General features: G+C 71.7%; 20 protein-coding genes. 18 read left to right on the plus strand and 2 right to left on the minus strand.

The features are described 5' to 3' along the window. Positions 1–13: 13 nt before the first annotated feature. Positions 14–1,267: a radical SAM family heme chaperone HemW gene (gene hemW / locus DEJ08_RS07680; protein WP_111055592.1), complete on the plus strand. Its 1,254-nt coding sequence runs from the start codon at positions 14–16 to the stop codon at positions 1,265–1,267. Positions 1,268–1,309: 42 nt separating this feature from the next. Here the strand turns inward: hemW and DEJ08_RS07685 are convergent, their stop codons facing one another. Beyond that, positions 1,310–1,783, minus strand: a complete 474-nt coding sequence (locus DEJ08_RS07685) for a DUF4870 domain-containing protein (protein WP_309146953.1) — start codon at positions 1,781–1,783, stop codon at positions 1,310–1,312. A 110-nt stretch (positions 1,784–1,893) separates the two neighbouring features. On the opposite strand from DEJ08_RS07685, the gene hrcA reads away from it, so the two are divergent. From hrcA to DEJ08_RS07760, 15 genes are all read left to right on the plus strand, one after another. Next, positions 1,894–2,913, plus strand: a complete 1,020-nt coding sequence (gene hrcA, locus DEJ08_RS07690) for a heat-inducible transcriptional repressor HrcA (RefSeq protein WP_027465308.1) — start codon at positions 1,894–1,896, stop codon at positions 2,911–2,913. A gap of 33 nt (positions 2,914–2,946) precedes the next feature. Further along, on the plus strand, positions 2,947–4,059 hold the full coding sequence (dnaJ, locus tag DEJ08_RS07695; protein ID WP_017886671.1) for a molecular chaperone DnaJ: 1,113 nt from the start codon (positions 2,947–2,949) through the stop codon (positions 4,057–4,059). Beyond that, on the plus strand, positions 4,059–4,796 hold the full coding sequence (locus tag DEJ08_RS07700; protein WP_111047134.1) for a 16S rRNA (uracil(1498)-N(3))-methyltransferase: 738 nt from the start codon (positions 4,059–4,061) through the stop codon (positions 4,794–4,796). Before dnaJ ends, DEJ08_RS07700 begins: the two co-directional genes overlap by 1 nt. A gap of 38 nt (positions 4,797–4,834) precedes the next feature. Next, positions 4,835–5,188: a histidine triad nucleotide-binding protein gene (locus DEJ08_RS07705; protein ID WP_027465310.1), complete on the plus strand. Its 354-nt coding sequence runs from the start codon at positions 4,835–4,837 to the stop codon at positions 5,186–5,188. Beyond that, positions 5,178–6,320 (plus strand): PhoH family protein, encoded by a 1,143-nt coding sequence (locus tag DEJ08_RS07710; protein WP_111055578.1) that lies wholly within the window; start codon positions 5,178–5,180, stop codon positions 6,318–6,320. The genes DEJ08_RS07705 and DEJ08_RS07710 overlap by 11 nt, the downstream gene beginning before the upstream one ends. Continuing rightward, positions 6,317–6,778 (plus strand): rRNA maturation RNase YbeY, encoded by a 462-nt coding sequence (ybeY, locus tag DEJ08_RS07715; protein ID WP_017886675.1) that lies wholly within the window; start codon positions 6,317–6,319, stop codon positions 6,776–6,778. Before DEJ08_RS07710 ends, ybeY begins: the two co-directional genes overlap by 4 nt. Before the next feature lie 3 nt (positions 6,779–6,781). After that, on the plus strand, positions 6,782–8,104 hold the full coding sequence (locus DEJ08_RS07720; protein ID WP_110864648.1) for a hemolysin family protein: 1,323 nt from the start codon (positions 6,782–6,784) through the stop codon (positions 8,102–8,104). After that, a complete protein-coding gene (gene era, locus DEJ08_RS07725) occupies positions 8,101–9,039 on the plus strand; it encodes a GTPase Era (protein ID WP_111055579.1) in 939 nt (312 codons plus the stop codon). The genes DEJ08_RS07720 and era overlap by 4 nt, the downstream gene beginning before the upstream one ends. Positions 9,040–9,112: 73 nt before the next feature. Further along, entirely contained in the window at positions 9,113–10,351 is a 1,239-nt protein-coding gene (locus DEJ08_RS07730) for a sensor histidine kinase (protein ID WP_220035478.1), read from the plus strand. Further along, positions 10,348–11,037: a response regulator gene (locus tag DEJ08_RS07735; RefSeq protein WP_035808237.1), complete on the plus strand. Its 690-nt coding sequence runs from the start codon at positions 10,348–10,350 to the stop codon at positions 11,035–11,037. The genes DEJ08_RS07730 and DEJ08_RS07735 overlap by 4 nt, the downstream gene beginning before the upstream one ends. 112 nt (positions 11,038–11,149) lie before the next feature. Then, positions 11,150–11,902, plus strand: a complete 753-nt coding sequence (locus DEJ08_RS07740) for an ABC transporter ATP-binding protein (RefSeq protein WP_111023148.1) — start codon at positions 11,150–11,152, stop codon at positions 11,900–11,902. Continuing rightward, positions 11,899–13,299 (plus strand): ABC transporter permease, encoded by a 1,401-nt coding sequence (locus DEJ08_RS07745; RefSeq protein ID WP_111055581.1) that lies wholly within the window; start codon positions 11,899–11,901, stop codon positions 13,297–13,299. The genes DEJ08_RS07740 and DEJ08_RS07745 overlap by 4 nt, the downstream gene beginning before the upstream one ends. 419 nt (positions 13,300–13,718) lie before the next feature. Further along, entirely contained in the window at positions 13,719–15,494 is a 1,776-nt protein-coding gene (gene leuA, locus DEJ08_RS07750; protein ID WP_111055582.1) for a 2-isopropylmalate synthase, read from the plus strand. A gap of 227 nt (positions 15,495–15,721) precedes the next feature. Further along, entirely contained in the window at positions 15,722–16,576 is an 855-nt protein-coding gene (gene recO, locus DEJ08_RS07755) for a DNA repair protein RecO (RefSeq protein ID WP_111055583.1), read from the plus strand. Further along, a complete protein-coding gene (locus tag DEJ08_RS07760; RefSeq protein ID WP_071251399.1) occupies positions 16,573–17,370 on the plus strand; it encodes an isoprenyl transferase in 798 nt (265 codons plus the stop codon). The genes recO and DEJ08_RS07760 overlap by 4 nt, the downstream gene beginning before the upstream one ends. 47 nt (positions 17,371–17,417) lie before the next feature. Here the strand turns inward: DEJ08_RS07760 and DEJ08_RS07765 are convergent, their stop codons facing one another. Beyond that, positions 17,418–18,365 carry a LysR family transcriptional regulator gene (locus DEJ08_RS07765; RefSeq protein ID WP_258367305.1) on the minus strand — a complete coding sequence of 316 codons (948 nt, stop codon included), beginning with the start codon at positions 18,363–18,365 and terminating at the stop codon, positions 17,418–17,420. A gap of 70 nt (positions 18,366–18,435) precedes the next feature. Here DEJ08_RS07765 and DEJ08_RS07770 point away from each other — a divergent pair, with 70 nt between their 5' ends. After that, positions 18,436–19,491: an aminotransferase class V-fold PLP-dependent enzyme gene (locus DEJ08_RS07770; RefSeq protein ID WP_111055585.1), complete on the plus strand. Its 1,056-nt coding sequence runs from the start codon at positions 18,436–18,438 to the stop codon at positions 19,489–19,491. A gap of 107 nt (positions 19,492–19,598) precedes the next feature. Further along, positions 19,599–20,984, plus strand: coding sequence for a glycine--tRNA ligase (locus tag DEJ08_RS07775; RefSeq protein WP_071405363.1), 1,386 nt, complete (start codon positions 19,599–19,601; stop codon positions 20,982–20,984). Positions 20,985–21,070: the final 86 nt, after the last annotated feature.

The following is a 21,070-nucleotide window of genomic DNA, read 5'->3' on the forward strand; positions in this document are numbered from 1 at the left end:
GACAATGGACTCCATGCCGAGTGCTCTCCCGATCGCCGATCCAGCACCAGCGGACGGCCTGATCACGCCGTGGGGGGCAGCGGGCTCCGCTGCCGGGCCGGGGGCTGCTCCTGCCGCCGGTGACGTCCCCTTCGGCGTGTACGTGCACGTGCCGTTCTGCCGCGTGCGCTGCGGCTACTGCGACTTCAACACCTACACGGCGTCGGAGCTCCGCGGCGTCCGTCGCGACGACTACGCCGGGCACGCCGTGCGCGAGATCGAGTGGGCCGCGACCGTGCTCGATCGTTCCGGCGTGCCGCGGCGCCCGGTGTCGACCGTCTTCTTCGGCGGCGGCACCCCGACCATGCTGCCGGCGTCCGACCTGGCGATGATCCTCCGTGCGATCGACGACACCTGGGGCATCCTGCCCGGGGCCGAGGTCACCACCGAGGCGAACCCGGACTCCGTCGACGCCGCGTCGCTCGAGACCCTGCGGGCCGGCGGCTTCAACCGGATCAGCTACGGCATGCAGTCCGCCGTGCCGCACGTGCTCGCCACGCTCGACCGCACGCACGACCCGCTCCGGGTCGCCGTCGTCGTCGACCTCGCGAAGCAGCAGGGACTCGACGTCTCGCTCGACCTCATCTACTCGACGCCGGGGGAGTCCCTCGCCGACTGGCGGACCTCGCTCGACGCCGCGATCGCCTGCGAGCCCGACCACGTGTCGGCGTACTCGCTCATCGTCGAGGACGGCACCGCGATGGGCCGCATGGTCGCCCGCGGTGAGCTCCCCGCCCCCGACGACGACCTGGCCGCCGACATGTACGAGCTCGCCGACGAGGTGCTCGGCGACGCGGGCTACTCCTGGTACGAGGTGTCGAACTGGGCGCGCGGCGACGCGCACGCGAGTCGTCACAACCTGTCCTACTGGAAGGGCCACGACTGGTGGGGCGTCGGCCCCGGCGCGCACTCCGCCGTCGCCGGCACGCGCTGGTGGAACGTCAAGCACCCGGCCGCGTACGCGAACCGGGTGCTGTCGGGGGAGTCGCCGGCCGCCGGCCGCGAGACCATCGACGACGAGACGCGGTACGTCGAGCGGCTGCTGCTGGCGGCGCGGGTCCGCGGGGAGCTCGCGACGAGCGAGATCCGCCAGGAGGCCCGTGGCCGGGTCGCCGGCCTCATCGCACGCGGACTCGTGGACGGGTCGGCCGCGGTGCGGGGACGGATCGACCTGACCCTGCAGGGTCGCCTGCTCGCCGACGCGGTGGTGCGGGAGCTGCTCGACTGAGGGGCGTGCGCACTGCTTGGTGCGCACTGCGTGCCGCTGCCGCTACTGCTTGATGAACTCGATCGAGAGCGGGTAGCGGTAGAACTGGCCCTGGTTCGCGGCGACCGCCGCCATGATGCTGAAGATCAGCGACACGATCGCAGCGGCGAGGATGATCAGGAACCCGACGCCGAACACCGAGGTGAGCGAACCGACGAAGTACGCGATCGCCATCGTGATGTGGAAGTTCAGGGCGACCCGGGTGTGCTCCCGGATGAAGCCGCCTCGATCGCGGAGGACCAGGTAGGCGACGAGCGGCGCGACGACGGTGAAGAAGATGCCACCGATGTGCGTCAGCGTGGCCCACAGGCGCTGGTCCTCCGGGCTCATCGGCTGGGGCGGGGTGTAGCCGGCGGGGTACTGCGGCCCGCCGGGGTACTGGGTCCCGCCGGGCTGCTGGGGGCCACCGGGGCCGTGGCCGTACTGGCCGCCGGGCTGCTCGGGTCCGGGGCCGTCGGGCTGCTGTCCGTAGGTCATGGCGGAAGCGTATCGGCCGACCGCCCGGAAGTCCCGGGCCGTCAGCGGTCGGGCGTAGGATCAGCAGTCGACACGTCCGAGTGCCAGGTCGATCGGGAAAGGAGGCGCTCGTGGTCAGTGAACGCAGCCTCGAGGTCCTCAAGGCCATCGTGCGCGACTACGTGGCGTCGCGTGAACCCGTCGGGTCGAAGACCATCGTCGAGCGGCACGCCTTCGGGGTCAGTGCCGCCACGATCCGCAACGACATGGCCCTGCTCGAGGACGAGCAGCTGATCGCCGCACCGCACACCTCGTCCGGCCGGGTACCGACCGACAAGGGGTACCGCGTCTTCGTGGACCACCTGGCGGGTGCCCGTCCGCTCTCCAGCGCGCAGCGGCACGCCATCGAGACCTTCCTCGGCGCCCCGAACGACCTCGACGAGGTCCTCGGGCGCACCGTCCGGCTGCTCAGCCAGCTCACCAACCAGGTCGCCCTGGTGCAGTACCCCTCGATGGTGCGCGCCCGGGTGCAGCACGTCGAGCTCGTCCGGCTCGGAGACGCACGGTTGATGGTGGTGCTCATCACCGACACCGCCCGCGTCGAACAGCGCGTGGTCGAGACCGACGTCCCGCTCGACGAGGACTCGCTGGGCGAACTCCGCACCGTGGTGAACGGCGCGACGGTGGGGCTCCTGCTGCAGGACGTCCCGACCGCGCTCCGAGCCGTGCCGCAGCAGCTCCGCCCCGACGCCCAGACGCTCGGCGGGGTCGTCGTCGCCACGCTCATCGAGCAGGTCGCGGCGAACCGGCAGGACCGCCTGCTGATGGCCGGTGCGGCCAACCTGGCGAAGAGCGAGCAGGACTTCTCCGGCGGCCTCTTCCCGGTGCTCGAAGCGATCGAGGAACAAGTCACCCTGCTCCGGTTGTTCGGGGAGATGCAGGTGGACGACATCGCGGTGGCGGCCAGCATCGGCGTCGAGAACGCCGAGTACGGACTCGACGCCACGAGCATCGTCGCCGGCGGCTACCTGGCCGGTGGCGAGGTGGCCCGACTGGGCGTCCTCGGACCGACCCGCATGGACTACGGCACGAACATGGCCGCCGTCCGCGCCGTCGCCCGCTACCTGTCCAAGCTCCTGGGCGAACACTGACCAACCGACCGAACCCAACCGACTGAGGGATACGTGGCAGACCACTACGACGTCCTCGGCGTCCAGCGAGACGCCTCCGATGCCGACATCAAGAAGGCCTACCGCCGCCTGGCGCGTGAGCTCCACCCGGACGTGAACCCGGCACCCGACGCCGCCGAGCGCTTCAAGGACGTGACGCACGCGTACGACGTGCTGAGCGACCCCGAGCAGCGACGCCGGTACGACGCCGGCCCGCAGGCCGACAGCCCCTTCGGCGGTGGCGCCGGCGGCTTCAGCGACATCTTCGACGCCTTCTTCGGCGGCGGCGGTGGCGGCGGCCGTGGCTCGGGCCCGCGCAGCCGTGCCGAGCGCGGTCAGGACGCCCTGCTCCGCATCGAGGTCGACCTCGACGAGGTCGTCTTCGGCACCCACAAGGACGTCGAGGTCGACACGGCGGTGCTGTGCGAGACCTGCCACGGTTCCTGCTGCGCACCGGGCACCAGCCCGCGCACGTGCGACATCTGCGGCGGCTCCGGGCACATCCAGCGCCAGGTCCGTTCGCTCCTGGGCAACGTCGTGACGAGCGCCCCGTGCGGCACGTGCCGCGGGTACGGCACCGTCATCCCGAGCCCCTGCCCGACCTGCCAGGGTCAGGGCCGCGTCCGCGCACGTCGCACCGTGCCGGTGGACGTCCCCGCCGGCGTCGACTCCGGCCTGCGCCTGCAGATGCCCGGCCAGGGTGAGGTCGGCCCGGCCGGCGGCCCGTCCGGCGACCTGTACCTCGAGATCCGTGTACGCCACGACGACGTCTTCAGCCGTGACGGCGACGACCTGCTGGCGACGCTCGAGGTCGGCATGACCGACGCCGTCCTCGGCACGACCACCACGATCGACGGCCTCGACGGTCCGGTCGAGCTCGAGATCCGTCCCGGCGTGCAGAGCGCCGACGTCCTCGTCATCAAGGACCGCGGCATCACGAAGCTGCGCGGGAACGGCCGCGGTGACCTGCGGGTCGGCGTGCAGGTCGTCACCCCGACCAAGCTGTCCCACAAGGAACGGCAGCTGGTCGAGCAGCTCGCGAAGTCGCACAAGACCACCGCCCCGCAGCTCGCCCGGTTCCAGCAGGGCATGTTCGGCAAGCTCCGCGACCGGTTCTTCAACCACTGATGGCGTCGCTGTACCTCGTCGACTCGCTGGACGGCGTCGCCGTCGGTGACCCGGTGTCGCTCGACGGCGCCGAGGGCCGGCACGCGGTCTCCGTCGCGCGCGTCCGGGTCGGTGAGGTCCTGCGGATCGCCGACGGTCGGGGCACCGTGGTGTCCGGGCCGGTCACCACGCTCGGCAAGGACACGCTGGAGCTCGCGGTCGAGACCGTCGAGCACCAGGATGCACCGCGCCCGTCGCTGACCCTCGTGCAGGCCCTGGCGAAGGGCGGCCGTGACGAGATGGCGGTGCAGGCGGCGACCGAGATCGGCGTCGACCGGGTCGTGCCGTGGTCAGCCGCGCGCAGCGTCTCCCGGTGGGACGGCGCGAAGGTCGAGAAGGGCCGTGCCCGGTGGGCAGCGATCGCGCACGAGGCCGCGAAGCAGGCGATCCGACCGCGCGTGCCCGTCGTCGCGCCGCTGGTGACGACCGGACAGCTCGTGTCCGCGCTCGGGGAGGGGACCGCCCTCGTCCTGCTCGACCCGACCGCGACCGTGCGACTCGCCACCTGGGCACCCCCGACGGAGGCCGAGGACATCGCACTCGTCGTCGGCCCCGAAGGCGGCATCGACGGCGCGGAGCTCGACCGGCTCGAGGCCGCGGGTGCCGTGCGGGTCCGACTCGGCGACAGCGTGCTCCGCACGTCCACCGCCGGACCGGCGGCACTCGCTGTCCTGCAGGCGCGACTGGGCCGCTGGTGAGCCGGACCACGCCGTCGGGCGCGTCCTACGATGGAGCCATGAGCAGCAGCACGCCCAGCGTCTTCTCCAAGATCATCGCGCGCGAGATCCCGGCGACCATCGTCGCCGAGGACGACCGCGTGATCGCGATCGAGGACATCGCCCCGAAGGCTCCCGTCCACGTGCTCGTCGTCCCCAAGACCGAGCAGTACGCGAACGTCGGCGAACTCGCAGCGGGCGACCCCGACCTGCTGGCCCACGTCGTCGCCACCGCGCAGCGCATCGCCGACGAGCGCGCCGACGGCCAGTTCCGACTCGTCTTCAACACCGGCGAAGCCGCCGGTCAGACCGTGTTCCACGTGCACGCGCACGTACTCGCAGGTGAACTGCAGGAAGGCACCCTTGCCGGTTAACGAACCAGTACAGCCCACCGCCGCCGACGACGAGCCCGTCTCGGTCTCGCTCCAGGTCGACGGCATCGCCATGGTGCAGCTGCTCGGCCCCCAGGACCGTCTGCTCAAGACGGTCGAGCGCCAGTACCCGGGCGTCCGGGTCGTCGTCCGTGGCAACGAGGTCACGCTGACCGGGCCGGAGCGCGACGTCGCCCGCGCGAAGGCGCTCGTCGACGAGCTCGTCGGCATGGTCAGGCGTGGGCAGGAGATCGGCCCGGCCGACATCCCGATGTCGGCACGGATCCTCGACGACGACCGCAAGCCGTCCGACACCTTCGGCACCCCGATCGTGTCGAGCCGCGGCAAGTCCGTGCGGCCGAAGACCGACGGGCAGCGTGCCTACGTCGACGCCATCGACGAGCACACCATCACGTTCGGCATCGGGCCGGCCGGTACCGGCAAGACGTACCTGGCGATGGCCAAGGCCGTGCAGGCGCTGCAGCGGCGCGAGGTCAACCGGATCATCCTCACCCGTCCCGCGGTCGAGGCCGGCGAGCGGCTCGGCTTCCTGCCGGGCACGCTGACCGACAAGATCGACCCGTACCTGCGCCCGCTGTACGACGCCCTCAACGAGATGATGGACCCGGAGCTGGTCCCGAAGCTCCTGGCGGCCGGCACCGTCGAGGTGGCCCCGCTGGCGTACATGCGTGGCCGGACCCTCAACGACTCCTTCGTGGTGCTCGACGAGGCGCAGAACACCACGCCCGAGCAGATGAAGATGTTCCTGACCCGCCTCGGGTTCGGTTCGAAGATGGTCATCACGGGCGACATCACCCAGGTCGACCTGCCGGGCAACGTCTCCGGTCTCCGGCTCGTGACCCGCATCCTCGACGAGGTCGATGACATCCACTTCGCCCGTCTCGGCAGCGAGGACGTGGTCCGCCACACCCTCGTCGGCCGGATCGTCGACGCCTACACGGTCTACGACGAGGAGCGCCTCGCCGAGCAGGCCGGGCAGCGCCCCGGTGGCCGTGGCACCGCCCCGGTCGGCAACCCCGACGGCGCCAACCGCGCCGAACGCCGTGGGCGCCCGCCGCAGGACCGCGCACGACCCCCGTACCCCCAGAACGACGCCCGAGGAGGCACCCGGTGAGCATCGAGCTCAACAACGAGTCCGGCGTCGAGGTGGACGAGGCCGCGATCCAGCGGCTCGCCGCCTTCGCCCTGGACGCGATGCACGTCCACGCCGATGCGGAGCTCGCGATCGTGCTGGTCGACGAGGGCGCGATGGAGCAGCTGCACGTGCGGTGGATGGACGAGCCCGGTCCGACGGACGTCCTGAGCTTCCCGATGGACGAGCTGCGTCCCGGCACCGAGGACGACCCCACGCCGGCCGGGCTGCTGGGCGACATCGTGCTCTGCCCGCAGGTGGCCGAGGAGCAGGCGAAGACCGCCGGGCACTCGAGCACCGACGAGATGCTGCTGCTCACCTGCCACGGCATCCTGCACCTGCTCGGCTTCGACCACGCCGAGCCCGACGAGAAGGCCGAGATGTTCGGCATCCAGGGCGAGATCCTGACCGCCTTCGCCGCCCAGCACCGAGGGCGGTAGCCGGTGGTCGTCGTCGCCGGACTCCTCGCGGTGGCGCTGGGGCTCGTCGTGCTCGGCGGACTCCTCGCCGCGAGCGACGCCGCGCTCTCGGTGGTCTCCCGTGCCGACCTCGAGGAGATCGCCAGGGGCAACAAGCGCCGCCGCGCCATCGAGGCGATCGCGGACGACGTCGGGGCGCACGTCAACGCGCTGAACTTCTTCCGCGTCCTCGCCGAGACCGCGGCCGCGGTGCTCGTGACGATCGCCCTCGTGCGCGCCTTCGACAGCTGGTGGCTCGCACTCGTGCTCTCCGCCGCGATCATGACCGCGGTGTCGTTCGTGCTGGTCGGGTCGAGCCCGCGCAGCGTCGGACGCGCCCACGCCGAGCGGCTGATCGGTGCGACCGGCGGCATCGTCCGTGGGGTCCGCATCGTGCTCGGTCCGCTGGCCGGGCTGCTCGTCCGGATCGGCGACCGGGTCACCCCCGGCCGCGGCCGGAGCGCCTCCACCGTGTCGAGCGAGGAGCAGCTGCTCTCGCTCGTCGACGAGGCCACCGAGAGCAACGTGCTCGAGGACGAGGACCGCGAACTCATCCACTCGGTGTTCGAGTTCAGCGACACCCTGGTGCGCGAGGTCATGGTGCCCCGCACGGACATGCTCACCGTCGACGGCGCAGAGACGCTGGCCGCGGCCATGGAGCAGTTCCTGGCCGCCGGAGTGTCCCGGATGCCGGTGACGGGCAAGGACAGCGACGACGTGCGGGGCGTGCTCTACCTGCGCGACGTCGCGCGGTCGCTGTACGAACGACCGGCGTCCCGCAGCGAGCGGGTCAGCCGGCTGCTGCGGCCCGCCGAGTTCGTGCCGGAGTCGAAGCACGCCGACGACACCCTGCGGCACATGCAGGTCGCCAAGAACCACCTGGTGCTGGTGGTCGACGAGTACGGCGGAGTCGCCGGGCTCGTGACCATGGAGGACCTCATCGAAGAGCTCGTCGGGGACATCTCCGACGAGTACGACCGCGCCGTCGTCGACCGGACCGAGGTCGAACCGGGCATCTGGCGGATCTCCGCCCGACTGCCGATCGACGAGCTCGGCGACCTGTTCGGCATCGAGCTCGACGACGACGACGTCGACACCGCCGGTGGCCTGCTCACCAAGGAGCTCGGACACCTGGCGGTCTCCGGCGACACCGTCACCGTGTCCGGGGTCGTCCTGACCGCCGACCGGGTCGAGGGCAAGCGCCGCCACCTCATCACCGTGCTCGCCGAGCGCACCCATGCCCTGGCCGACGTCGAGGACGCCTTCGACGACGCCGAACCCACCACGACGGGAACCACGCACGCATGACCGACACCGACACCACCCAGGCCGGCTCGGACAAGCCCTACCGCGCGGGCTTCGTCTCGTTCGTCGGCCGCCCGAACGTCGGCAAGTCGACGCTGACCAACGCCCTGGTGGGCGAGAAGGTCGCCATCACCTCGTCCAAGCCGCAGACCACCCGGCGCGCCATCCGCGGGATCGTGCACCGGCCCGACGGCCAGGTGATCATCGTCGACACCCCGGGCGTGCACCGTCCGCGCACCCTGCTCGGCGAACGGCTCAACGACCTCGTGCAGTCCACCCTCGGCGACGTCGACGTGATCGGGTTCTGCGTGCCGGCGAACGAGCCCGTCGGTCCCGGTGACCGGTTCATCAACGACACGCTCAACCAGTACCCGCGCGCCAAGAAAATCGCGATCGTCACGAAGATCGACAGCGCCTCCAAGGACCGCGTCGGTGAGCAGCTGCTGGCCGTCTCGAAGCTCCGCGACTGGGACGCTGTGGTGCCGACCTCGGGCACCCGGGGCATGCAGCTCGAAGACCTGCTCGGCGTCGTCACGAGCCTGCTGCCCGAGTCGCCGCAGCTGTACGACTCGAGCGCCGTGACCGAGGAGACCGACGAGGAGCGCATCGGGGAGCTCATCCGCGAAGCCGCGCTCGAGGGCGTCCGCGACGAGCTGCCGCACTCGCTCGCCGTGGTCATCGAGGACATCGTCGAGCCCGACGCCGACGAGGACGCCGACGGCCCCCTGCGCATCTTCGCGAACCTGTTCGTCGAGCGGGACAGCCAGAAGGCGATCGTCATCGGACACAAGGGCGAGCGCCTGAAGGACGTCGGTTCGCGGGCCCGCGTCGAGATCGAGTCGCTGCTCGGCGGCCGGCACGTCTACCTGAACATCCGCGTGAAGGTGGCCAAGGAGTGGCAGCGTGACCCGAAGCAGCTCGGACGCCTCGGCTTCTGACCGTCCGCCGTTCGCACCCCGGGTCATCCGGGCGAGGGACGCGGGGACGAGTGGCCCGCCGTACCGTGGACGGGTGTTCCGTCCCATGTTGCGCGCGCAGGTCATCACCGACCTGCTGATCGCCGTGCTGCTCGGCGGCCTCGTGCTGGTCGCCAGCGGGCGCGGGCTCGACGGGCCGCTGTCCGTGGTCACCGTCGTCGGGATGACCGGCGCCCTGGCACTCCGGCGCCTGTCACCCGGGCTCGCCCTGGCCGTGGCGTGGGTGTTCGCGGTCTTCGAGATGGTCACCCTGCAGGTACCGGACGTGTCGAACGCGTTCATCGCCGGCGTCATGTACACGACGAGTGCGTACGGCAGCCGCCGTGTGCGGCTGGCCGGGCTCGTGTCGGCGATCGTCGGGTCCGTGGCTGCGGCGGCGTACATGGGCTTCGACGACTACCAGAACCGGCTCACCTACGAGACCGCCTCCACGCCACTGCAGGAGTCCCTGCAGGTCACGCTCTCGTTCTTCGCCGTCGTCCTGCTCCTGCTGCTGCTGCCGTGGCTCGCCGGACTCGTGGTCCGGACCCGTCGCTCGGCGAGCATGAGTCGTGAGGCCCAGCTCCTCGCCGAACGTGACGCCGCGCGGGCCGACCGGGCCGTCGCGGTCGAGCAGGAGCGCGTGCGGATCGCCCGCGACATGCACGACATCGTCGCGCACTCGCTCGCGGTGGTCATCGCGCAGTCCGACGGCGCCCGGTACGCCCTGAAGGCCGACCCCGCGGTGGCCGACCAGGCCCTCAGCACCATCTCGGCCACGGCCCGGCGAGCCCTCGGTGACGTGCGCGAACTCCTCGGCGCGCTCCGGCACGAGCAGGGGACCGCGCCGACGCCCGAGATCGACGACATCGACCGGCTCGTCGACGAGATGCGGCAGCTCGGGCTCGACGTGCGCGTGGAGCGCGAGGGCGATCCCGCGGGGCTGCCGACCACCACGCAGCTCGCGGTCTACCGGATCGTGCAGGAGAGCCTGACGAACGCCTACAAGCACGGAGAGCCCGGCAGCCCGGTGCGTGCCGCTCTGACCTACCGGCCGGACACGGTCGAGATCGCCGTCGTGAACCGCCGTGCCGATGACGGTGTCCGCGGCCCCGGCACGGGCCACGGCCTGGTCGGCATGCGCGAGCGCGCCGTGATGACCGGCGGCACCATGACCGCCGGGGCCCGAGGGGACGACTTCGCGGTCGCCGTCCGGATGCCGACCGTCCCGGCCAGCGGGCAGATGCCCCGGGGCCGGATCACCCCGACCGAGCAGGAGCGCACCGCCCGATGACCACGATCCCGACCGACGAGCACTCGATCCGCGTCGCCCTCGTCGACGACCAGGCGCTGTTCCGCACCGGTATCCGGATGCTCATCGACTCGCAGCCCGACCTGCGGTTCGTCGGCGAGGCGGGCGACGGTGCCGAGGGGGTCGAACTCGTCCGACGCACCCGTCCCGACGTGGTGCTGATGGACGTCCGGATGCCCGTGATGGACGGCATCACGGCGACCGGTCACATCGTCGAGCAGTCCGGCACCGACGGCGCCAAGGTCCTCGTGCTGACCACGTTCGACTTCGACGAGGCCGCCGCCAAGGCCATCCGCGCAGGCGCGAGCGGGTTCGTGCTCAAGGACGCCGACCCCGAGTTCCTGCTCGCGGCGGTCCGGACCGTGCACGCCGGCACCGCGGTGTTCGCCGCGTCGGCCACGCGGGAGCTCCTGCGCCGGTACGACGACTCGGTCGGCCGCGCCGCCGCCGTCCCCGCGGCCTTCGCCGACCTCACCCCGCGTGAGCGCGAGATCTTCGACCTGGCCGCCCGGGGGTTCAGCAACAGCGAGATCGCCCAGCACGAGTACGTCAGTGAGGCGACCGTGAAGACGCACATCTCGCGGGTCCTGACGAAGCTCGAGCTCCGCGACCGGGTGCGGCTCGTCGTCTTCGCCCACGAACACGGGCTCGTCACCAAGGCCGACTGACGCCGGGTCATCCGCGGGGATGACCCCTCCACAGACAACCGAGCCGAGCGGACGATCCACAGGAGCCGAACGGGCGACGCGGGACAGGACCGCTGACCGCCATCGTGGATGCATGACCACGAGCCACGCCCCGATCATCCGCCTCGACCACGTGTCCAAGCACTACGGCGACGACGCCCGACGTGTGACCGCGCTCGACGACGTCAGCGTCGACATCGGCGCGGGGGAGTTCACCGCGGTGATGGGCCCGTCCGGGTCCGGCAAGTCGACGCTCATGCACGTCGCGGCCGGCCTCGACGCCGTGTCCACCGGCCGGATCCAGATCGACGGCGTCGACATCACGGCCCTGGGCGACAAGGACCTCACCGAGCTGCGTCGTCGTCGGCTGGGCTTCGTGTTCCAGTCGTTCAACCTCGTCCCGACGCTGGACGTCAGCGAGAACATCCGGCTGCCGTTCCTGCTCGGTGGGCACAAGCCCTCGCGTGAGGAGACCGCCTGGATCGACCGGCTGGTCGAGATGCTCGGGCTCGGCAACCGGCTGACCCATCGTCCGCACCAGCTCTCTGGCGGGCAGCAGCAGCGCGTCGCCATCGCACGGGCACTCGCTTCGCGGCCGGCGGTGGTCGTCGCCGACGAACCGACGGGCGCGCTCGACTCCCGCACGGGGCGCGACGTGCTCGCGATCCTCCGCGGTGCCGTCCAGGAGTGGGGCCAGAGCGTCGTCATGGTCACGCACGACCCGGTGGCGGCCGCGAACGCCGACCGGATCCTGTTCCTGGCCGACGGCCGGATCGTCGCCGACCGCCCCGCGATGGACGCCGGCGCGATCTCCACGACGATGCTCGGGATGGAGGCAGCAGCGTGAACGGCGTCCGCTCCTTCGCCCCCACCGTCCTGGTCGCCGCCCTCGGCACCACGTTCGGTTCAGCCCTCGTCATCGCGCCGGGGATCGTGACCGAGGCGCTCCGAGCCGCCGGGGTCGCCGACCTCGGCCCGATCAAGGCGATCCTGTCGGTGGTCGGGTGGCTGTTCCTCGGCATCGCGCTCTACGTCGGCGCGATCGTCACCGCGAACACCTGCGCCACCCTGATCGCCGGACAGACCCGGATCATCGCCCTGCAGCGGCTGGTCGGCGCGACCGGTGCGACCCTGCGGGCGCGGATCACCCGCACGGGCCTGGTCGTCGGCGTGCTCGGCGGGGTCGTCGGCGCCGTCGTGGGCACCGCGCTCTCGGCCCTGTTCGTCATCGTCCTGCGGGGCAACGGGGTCCTGCCCGACGCCGAGTACACGTACGTGCCGTGGGAGCTCGTCCTGCCGGTCGTGGCCGTCGTCCTCGCCACCTGGGGGGCCTTCGCTGCAGGGTCGCGCCGCGTGCTCACCGTCACCCCGCTCGAAGCGCTGTCGTCGTCCGTCGAGCCGAGCCACGACGACGTCCGGTCCGGTACGGCCCGCAAGGTCTGGTCGATCGTGCTCATGGCCGGCGGCGCGGTGCTCATGCTGCTCGGGCTCGCGGTGAGCTCGCTGTCCCCGGTCGCGGTCCTGCCGGCGGCGCTCGGCGGATTCGTGTCCTTCGCGGGGGTCGCCGTGGGGGCGACGATCGTGATGCCGCCCGTGCTGCAGCTGATCGGCCGCATCGGCTCGAACGATCCCGTCATCCTGCTCGCCGGACGGAACGCGATGCGGGCACCGGGAAGGTCCTCGCGGGCGACCATCGGGCTCGTCATCGGCGTCACCCTGCTCGTCACCTTCGCGGTCGCGCTCGGCATCATGCAGCACGTGCTCGAGACCGAGATGCGGGCCATGAGCGCGGGGAGCGCCACCCCGCAGATGATCGAGGCGCAGCGCGACCTCTTCGTGCAGATCAACGCCGTCGTCAGCGTGATCGTCGGGTTCTCCGCCGTGATCGCCGCCGTCGGCGTCGTGAACGCCCTGGCGCTCGGGGTGCTCCAGCGTCGACGCGAGCTCGGGCTGCTGCGGGTGCTCGGCCTGACCGGTGCGCAGGTCCGACGGATGATCGTGACCGAGGCCGTGCAGATGGTCGTCGCGGCCGTCGTCGCGGGGCTCGCACTCGGCACGCTGTACGGCTGGGTCGGCGGGCAGACGCTCCTCGGCTCGCTCGGGACGCCCGTGGCGCCGGTGCTGCCGCCGCTGACCATCGGCATCGTCGTGATCGGCGCACTGGTCCTGGCGGTCGTCGCCACCATCGCCCCGGTGCGGCGCGCGATGCGCGTCCCGCCGACCGAGGCCCTCGCGGTCGACTGACCCGTCGCCCTGGTCGCACCACGCGACGACACGGGAGGCCCGGTGCCAGCTGGCACCGGGCCTCCCGTCCGTCGTGGGGTCGCGCCGACGTGCCCTGCCCGGCCCCGCCACGCCGCTCACGTTCGCCGAGGTGCCACGAACCGTCGTCTGGACGCGGGCCGGGCGACACAACGTGACCACTCGGCGACCGGCCCGCGGCACGTCTCGACCACTCGGCGCCCCGTTCGACGGCGCCGGGCAGTCCTGCGTCACACGCTTGCGCCAGCCCGCTGCTCCGGTGCTACCGTGGGTCCCGATGTACTCGGCACTCCTCCTCCTTCGCTGCCGCGACGAGGCCTGACACTCCGGCCCACCTCGTCGCGGAGTCCGTCGTGGCCGCACCACAACAGCTCACGAACACGCGACGAAAGCGAAGAACGATGCAGAACAGCCAGCAGCCCTCCGGGATGCCGATCCACAAGTACGTCCCGTTCCACGAGCAGATCAGCGTCGACCTGCCGGACCGGACCTGGCCCACGAAGCGCATCGACAAGGCACCGCGCTGGTGTGCGGTCGACCTGCGTGACGGCAACCAGGCACTCATCGACCCGATGGACGCCGAGCGCAAGCGGGCGATGTTCGACCTCCTCGTCCGGATGGGCTACAAGGAGATCGAGGTCGGGTTCCCGAGCGCCTCGCAGACCGACTTCGACTTCGTCCGGTCGCTGATCGACGAGGGCGCGATCCCCGACGACGTCACCGTCCAGGTCCTGACCCAGGCGCGCGAACACCTCATCCAGCGCACCTACGAGGCGATCGACGGCGCGAAGCAGGCCATCGTCCACCTGTACAACTCGACGAGCATCGTGCAGCGCGAGGTCGTCTTCCGCACCGACGTGCAGGGCGTGGTGGACATCGCCGTCACCGGTGCGAAGCTCTGCAAGGCGGCCGAAGCCACGCTGCAGCACGACACGACGATCTACTACGAGTACTCGCCGGAGTCCTACACGGGCACCGAGCTCGAGGTCGCACTGGAGATCTGCAACGCCGTCCTCGAGGTCTTCGAGCCGACGCCCGAGCGCAAGGTCATCATCAACCTGCCCGCGACCGTCGAGATGGCCACGCCGAACGTCTACGCCGACTCGATCGAGTGGATGTCCCGCCGCCTCGCCCACCGCGAGGACGTCATCCTGTCGCTGCACCCGCACAACGACCGGGGCACCGCGGTGGCGGCCGCCGAGCTCGGCTACATGGCCGGTGCCGACCGCATCGAGGGCTGCCTGTTCGGCAACGGTGAGCGCACCGGCAACGTGGACCTGGTCGCCCTCGGGATGAACCTGTTCACGCAGGGGATCGACCCGGAGATCTCGTTCGCCGACATCGACCAGGTGAAGCGCACCGTCGAGTACTGCAACCAGCTGCCGGTGCCCGAGCGCCAGCCGTGGGCGGGCGACCTCGTGTACACGGCGTTCAGCGGCTCGCACCAGGACGCCATCAACAAGGGCTTCGAGGCGATGAAGGCCAAGGCCGCCGCCGCGGGCAAGGACATCGACGAGATCGAGTGGGCGGTGCCGTACCTGCCCGTCGACCCGAAGGACATCGGCCGCTCGTACGAGGCCGTCATCCGTGTCAACTCGCAGTCCGGCAAGGGCGGCGTCGCCTACCTGCTCAAGACCGACCACGCCCTCGACCTGCCCCGCAAGCTGCAGATCGAGTTCTCCGGCGTCGTGCAGCGGCACACCGACACCGAGGGCGGCGAGTTCTCGTCGCAGCGCATCTGGGACGTGTTCCAGGACGAGTACCTGCCCGCGTCGATCGACGACGAGAAGTGGGGCCGGTACGAGCTCACCAAGACGGCGACGTCGAGCGACTTCGAGGGAACGACCTCGCTGTCCGTGGCGCTCCGGGTCGACGAGGGTGCGGTCACGGCCGAGGCCGTCGGCACCGGTCCCATCGACGCGTTCCTGAAGGTGCTCGCCGAGCAGGGCGTCCAGGTCACGCTGTACGACTACTCGGAGCACACGATGAGCGCCTCCGGTGACGCGAAGGCCGCGTCCTACGTCGAGCTCGACGTCGACGGCGTGCGTCTGTGGGGCGTCGGCATCGACGCCGACATCTCGACGGCGTCGCTCAAGGCGATCGTGTCCGCGGTGAACCGCGCGGTGCGTGCGGGTGCCGCGGCCGGTGCCGACGCGCCGGAGCTCGTCTCCGCCTGAGACGCAACCGGCCCGGGAGGCGCGGCGCGGGTCCGTCCCGCACCGCGCCTCCCGTCTGTGCGCACGTTCACTGCCTGACGCAAGACGCCGTCGTGTTGCCGAGGCGCCTCCGAAAGTCGCGGCGTCTCGACGAGTGCGCGGCGTCCGGCGAAGACGACGGCGTCTTGTCGCAGCGCCTCCGCACCGCGCCGCACGCGGCTGTCGGCGGGGCGGGGGATACTGGGGGCATGCCGCTGTACCGGGACGAGTGCGTCGTGTTGCGCACCCACAAGCTCGGTGAAGCCGACCGCATCGTCACGATGCTCTCGCGGCAGCACGGCAAGATCCGTGCCGTGGCCAAGGGCGTGCGACGAACGGCGTCGAAGTTCGGCAGCCGGCTCGAACCGTTCATGGTCGTCGACGCCCAGTTCTACGAGGGCCGGTCGCTCGACATCGTCACCCAGGCGGAGTCCCTCGGCGCGTACGGGGCCCAGATCGTCGCCGACTACGGCGCGTACACCGCGGCCAGCGCCATGGTGGAGACCGCCGACCGACTGAGCGAGGCCGACGCGGGGCTGCAGCAGTACCTGTTGCTCGTGGGGGCGCTCCGCTCGTTGTCGCGCGGTGAGCACCAGTCCAGCGCGACCCTCGACTCGTACCTGCTCCGCGCGATGAGCATCGCGGGGTGGGCGCCCTCGTTCAGCGACTGTGCGGTGACGGGGGAGCCCGGCCCGCACTCGGCGTTCGTGGTGCAGCTCGGTGGTGTCGTCGCCGACCGTGCGGCACCCCCGGGGACCCCGCGGCTCGACCCGGCGACGCTCGAGGTGCTCGGCTCCCTGCTCGCCGGCGACTGGGCGACGGTCGACGCCACCGACGAGCGGACACGTTCGCGGGCCTCCGGCGTGGTCGCGGCCTACGCCCAGTGGCACCTGGAACGATCGCTCCGGTCCCTGCCGCACGTCGACCGCTCCGAACACCCGATGCCGGTGCCGCAGACCCACGGCGGACCCGAGGCGACAGCACGTGCGGTGGCCTCGACCCCGGCACCCGCCGTGCCCGAGCCCGACCCTGATCCCGCTGTCGAAGGAGCCCCCACCGCATGAGCCCCCGCCGCCCCGACGACGTCGAACCGTTCCGCCCGATCGACTGGACCGGCGAGACGCCCCCGGCGATCCCGGCCCGGTTCGTGCCGGAGCACGTGGCCATCGTCATGGACGGCAACGGCCGGTGGGCGAACGGCCGCGGCTTGACCCGGATCGAGGGGCACAAAGCGGGCGAGGCCTCACTGCTCGACGTCGTCGCCGGCGCGATCCAGATCGGCGTCGGGCACGTGTCGGCGTACGCGTTCTCGACGGAGAACTGGAAGCGCTCCCCGGAAGAGGTCCGGTTCCTGATGGGCTTCAACCGTGACGTCATCCGCCGTCGCCGTGACCAGCTGCACCAGTGGGGCGTCAAGGTGCGGTGGGCAGGCCGGCGTCCGCGGCTGTGGCGGAGCGTCATCGACGAGCTCGAGACCGCCGAGCGGATGACGGCGGGCAACGACGTCCTCACGCTGACGATGTGCGTGAACTACGGCGGCCGGAACGAGATCGTCGACGCCGTGCGGGGCATGGCCGAGGACGTCGCAGCCGGGCGCTTGAAGCCGAGCCAGGTCACCGAGAAGGCCCTGGCGAAGCGGCTGTACGTGCCCGAGATGCCCGACGTCGACCTGTTCCTCCGGAGCTCGGGGGAGCAGCGCACCAGCAACTTCCTGCTGTGGCAGTCCGCCTACGCCGAGATGGTGTTCCTCGACCGGCTCTGGCCGGACTTCCGTCGCACCGACCTGTGGGGTGCGATCGAGGAGTACGCCAGCCGCGACCGACGCTACGGCGGCGCGGTCGACACCCCGACGGCCTAGCCCAAGCCCAAGCCAGAGCCCGAGCCCAAGCCCCCGAGCCCGGCCCCTCAGCCCGGCAGCGGCCCCTCGAGCAGGTGGGCCGCGGAGCGCACCGCGTCGAGCGCCGCACGGACGCTCGGCACCCGGTCGGCGCCACGGGCGACGACGACCTCGACACGCCGGGCCAGCTCGTCGTCCACGGGGTCGATCGCGACACCGGCGGGGATGACCGTCGTCGCGAGTGCCAGCCGGGGGAGCAGCGCCACCCCGAGCCCGGCGGCGACGAGCCCCACCACCGCGGCCGCGTTGTCCGTCTCGAGCACGATGTCCGGCGTGAACCCCGCGCTCGCGCACGAGGCGAGCAGGTGCCCTCGGCACCGCGGGCAGCCCCCGATCCACCGGGCGTCGCGGTGGGACGCGAGGTCCACGACGGTGGAGCCGGCGGGGCGGAGTCGCTCAGAGCCTCCCGGCTCGACCGGCGTCACCAGCGCGAGCGGGTCGCGCCCGAGTGCCCGGGTGACGAGGCTCGGGTCCGGGGTGGTCCCGACCTCGTCGCCGACGTAGGTGAAGGTCAGGGCGACGTCGACCTCGCCACCGCGCAGCAGGTCGAGTGCCTCGGGCGGCTCGACCTCGACGTACGAGGTCGTCACGCCGGGCGCCGTCGCGGCGAGCCGGGCGAGCACGGCGGGCACGAGGGCGGAGGACGCGCTCGGGAACCCGGCGAGTCGCACCCGGCCACGGCTGAGTCCGCCGACGGCGTCGAGGTCCTCCCGCGCCGCGGTCAGCGCGGCCTGCACGTGCAGGGCGTGGTCGGCGAGCACCTGCCCCGCGTGCGTGAGGGTCGCGCCCCGTCCGCCGCGCAGCACCAGCGCGTGGCCGAGACGCTGCTCGGCCCGGGCCAGCAGCTGGCTGACGGCCGGCTGGCTCGACCCGATTGCGGCGGCAGCGCGGGTGATCGACCCGCCGTCGGCCACGGCGCGGAGGACCCGGAGCAACTGGGGATCGATCTCGTCCATCATCCGATGTTATCGGTGGCACAACGAACCGGCTCTGGTGTGATGGCTCGGGAACCGGGACGCTGTCCGCATGGACTCCTTCCCCGCCGGCCGCGGCTACCTGGCGGCGTGCACCGCGGGCCTGCCGACCCGCGGCACCCTCGCCGCCCAGCGCGCCGACCTCGACGCGTGGTCCCGGGCCGAGACGTCGCCCGCCCGGTACGGCGCGCTGGTCGAGCAGGGACGTGCGCTCTTCGCCGCGCTGGTCGGCGTCCCGGCGGAGCGCGTCGCGACGGGCTCGCAGACCTCGGTGATGGCCGCGGTCGTCGCCGACGCGCTGCCGGACGGCGCCGAGGTGGTCGTCCCCGACGGGGACTTCAGCTCGGTCGTCTTCCCGTTCCTCGCCCAGGCACACCGCGGCGTCCGGGTCCGGAGCGTCCCGCTCGAGCGGCTCGCGGCGTCCGTCGGGCCCGAGACCGCCCTCGTCGCGTGGTCCGCGGTGCAGTCCGCGACCGGCGTGGTCACCGACCCCGACCCGGTCGTGGCCGCCGCCCGACGCGTCGGCGCCCTGACCCTCTGCGACCTCACGCAGGCCGCCGGCGTCCTGCCCGTCGACGCCACACCGTTCGACGTGACGCTCACGCACACCTACAAGTGGCTCTGCGCGCCGCGCGGCGTCGCCTTCATGACGCTCTCCGACACCGCCCTCGGCCGACTCCGCCCGGTGCAGGCCGGTTGGTACGCGGGAGCGGACGTGTGGTCCTCCTGCTACGGCCCCGCCATGCACCTGGCCGACGACGCGCGTCGCTTCGACGTCTCGCCGGCCTGGCAGGCGTGGCCCGGTGCCGTGGCCGCGCTCGAGCACGCGGTCGCGCTCGACCAGCAGGCGGTCTGGAGGCACGCCACCGGTCTCGCGGATCGGCTGTGCGACGCCCTCGGGTCGCCTCGGCAGGGCGACGGGCAGGCGATCGTGACGTTCGCGGACGCCGACGGGTCGGCCCTCCGGGCCCTCACTGCCTCGGGGCTCACCGCCTCGGGGCGTGTCGGGCGGCTGCGCATCGCGTTCCACCTGTGGAACGACGAGTCCGACGTGACCGACGTCGTGGCCGCACTGGGCGGGGTGGGGCCGACCACGTCGGGCAGGTGAGCGGGGCGGGCGGACCCGTGGCGGGCCTCCCGGGCCACGAACGCCGGTAGTCTTGCCCGGACCGTTTCCGCACCGAGCACCCAGCTCGGCGACCTCTGGAGCACCCTTTGGCACAGCCCTCCCGTCTCGACAGCGTCATCGCCCTGGCCAAGCGCCGCGGCTTCGTCTTCCAGTCGGGTGAGATCTACGGAGGCTCCCGCTCCGCATGGGACTACGGGCCCCTCGGTGTGGAGCTCAAGGAGAACATCAAGCGCCAGTGGTGGCAGCGGTTCGTCCGCGGCCGCGGGGACATGGTCGGCCTCGACTCCGCGGTGATCCTGCCCCGCAAGGTGTGGGAGGCCTCCGGCCACGTCGCGACCTTCACCGACCCGCTGGTGGAGTGCCTGCACTGCCACCACCGGTTCCGCGAGGACCACCTGATCGAGGCGTTCGTCGCCAAGAAGGGCCGCGATCCCGAAGGCCGCATGGCCGAGATCGCCTGCCCGAACTGCGGCACCCGCGGCGAGTGGACCGAGCCCCGCGAGTTCTCCGGGATGCTCAAGACCTACCTCGGCCCGGTCGAGTCCGAAGAGGGCCTGAACTTCCTGCGCCCCGAGACGGCCCAGGGCATCTTCGTCGACTTCGCGCAGGTCGTCACGACCAGCCGCATGAAGCCCCCGTTCGGCATCGGCCAGGTCGGCAAGGCGTTCCGCAACGAGATCACGCCCGGCAACTTCATCTTCCGCACGCGCGAGTTCGAGCAGATGGAGATCGAGTACTTCGTCCCGCCGGCCTCGGCCCAGGAGCACTACGAGCAGTGGATCGCCGACTCGGTGGCGTTCTACACCGACCTCGGCATCGACCCCGAGAACCTGCGTCGCTTCGACGTCCCCGACGGCGAGCGGGCGCACTACTCCGACGCCACCGCCGACATCGAGTACCGCTTCGGCTTCACCGGCTCGGAGTGGGGCGAGCTGATGGGCGTCGCGAACCGCACCGACTTCGACCTGAACAACCACATCGAGGCGTCCGGCCAGGACCTCCGGTTCTTCGACCAGGCCGCCAACGAGAAGTACGTGCCGTACGTCATCGAGCCGTCGTTCGGGCTGACCCGTGCACTCATGGCGTTCCTGCTCGACTCGTACCACGAGGACGAGGCCCCGAACGCGAAGGGCGGCGTCGACAAGCGCACCGTCCTGCGCCTCGACCCGCGCCTGGCCCCGGTGAAGGCCGCCGTCCTGCCGCTGTCGCGCAACGAGCAGCTCTCGCCCGTCGCCCGCGGCCTGGCCGACGACCTGCGCAAGAACTGGAACGTGGACTTCGACGACGCCGGTGCCATCGGCCGTCGCTACCGTCGCCACGACGAGATCGGCACGCCGTTCTGCATCACGGTCGACTTCGACACGCTCGAGGACAAGGCCGTCACGGTGCGCGAGCGCGACACGATGAGCCAGGAGCGCGTCTCGCTCGACCAGCTGCAGGGGTACCTGGCGCAGCGGTTGCTCGGCGCGTAGGGGTTCGGCGGCTCCGCAAGACACCGGTGTTCGTGCGTTGCACACCCCCAATCGGGTGTTCGACCTGCGAACACCGGTGTCTTGCT

Origin of the sequence: Curtobacterium sp. MCLR17_054, from assembly GCF_003234335.2 — a bacterium.
Classification (GTDB): domain Bacteria; phylum Actinomycetota; class Actinomycetes; order Actinomycetales; family Microbacteriaceae; genus Curtobacterium; species Curtobacterium flaccumfaciens.

Excerpts from the sequence above, each read along its gene's own strand:
- hemW (WP_111055592.1), top strand. The coding sequence starts at position 14 with ATGCCGAGTGCTCTCCCGATCGCCGATCCAGCACCAGCGGACGGCCTG.
- DEJ08_RS07685 (WP_309146953.1), bottom strand. The coding sequence starts at position 1,783 with ATGACCTACGGACAGCAGCCCGACGGCCCCGGACCCGAGCAGCCCGGC.
- DEJ08_RS07700 (WP_111047134.1), top strand. The coding sequence starts at position 4,059 with ATGGCGTCGCTGTACCTCGTCGACTCGCTGGACGGCGTCGCCGTCGGT.
- DEJ08_RS07705 (WP_027465310.1), top strand. The coding sequence starts at position 4,835 with ATGAGCAGCAGCACGCCCAGCGTCTTCTCCAAGATCATCGCGCGCGAG.
- era (WP_111055579.1), top strand. The coding sequence starts at position 8,101 with ATGACCGACACCGACACCACCCAGGCCGGCTCGGACAAGCCCTACCGC.
- DEJ08_RS07735 (WP_035808237.1), top strand. The coding sequence starts at position 10,348 with ATGACCACGATCCCGACCGACGAGCACTCGATCCGCGTCGCCCTCGTC.
- DEJ08_RS07740 (WP_111023148.1), top strand. The coding sequence starts at position 11,150 with ATGACCACGAGCCACGCCCCGATCATCCGCCTCGACCACGTGTCCAAG.
- leuA (WP_111055582.1), top strand. The coding sequence starts at position 13,719 with ATGCAGAACAGCCAGCAGCCCTCCGGGATGCCGATCCACAAGTACGTC.
- recO (WP_111055583.1), top strand. The coding sequence starts at position 15,722 with ATGCCGCTGTACCGGGACGAGTGCGTCGTGTTGCGCACCCACAAGCTC.
- DEJ08_RS07760 (WP_071251399.1), top strand. The coding sequence starts at position 16,573 with ATGAGCCCCCGCCGCCCCGACGACGTCGAACCGTTCCGCCCGATCGAC.
- DEJ08_RS07765 (WP_258367305.1), bottom strand. The coding sequence starts at position 18,365 with ATGGACGAGATCGATCCCCAGTTGCTCCGGGTCCTCCGCGCCGTGGCC.
- DEJ08_RS07770 (WP_111055585.1), top strand. The coding sequence starts at position 18,436 with ATGGACTCCTTCCCCGCCGGCCGCGGCTACCTGGCGGCGTGCACCGCG.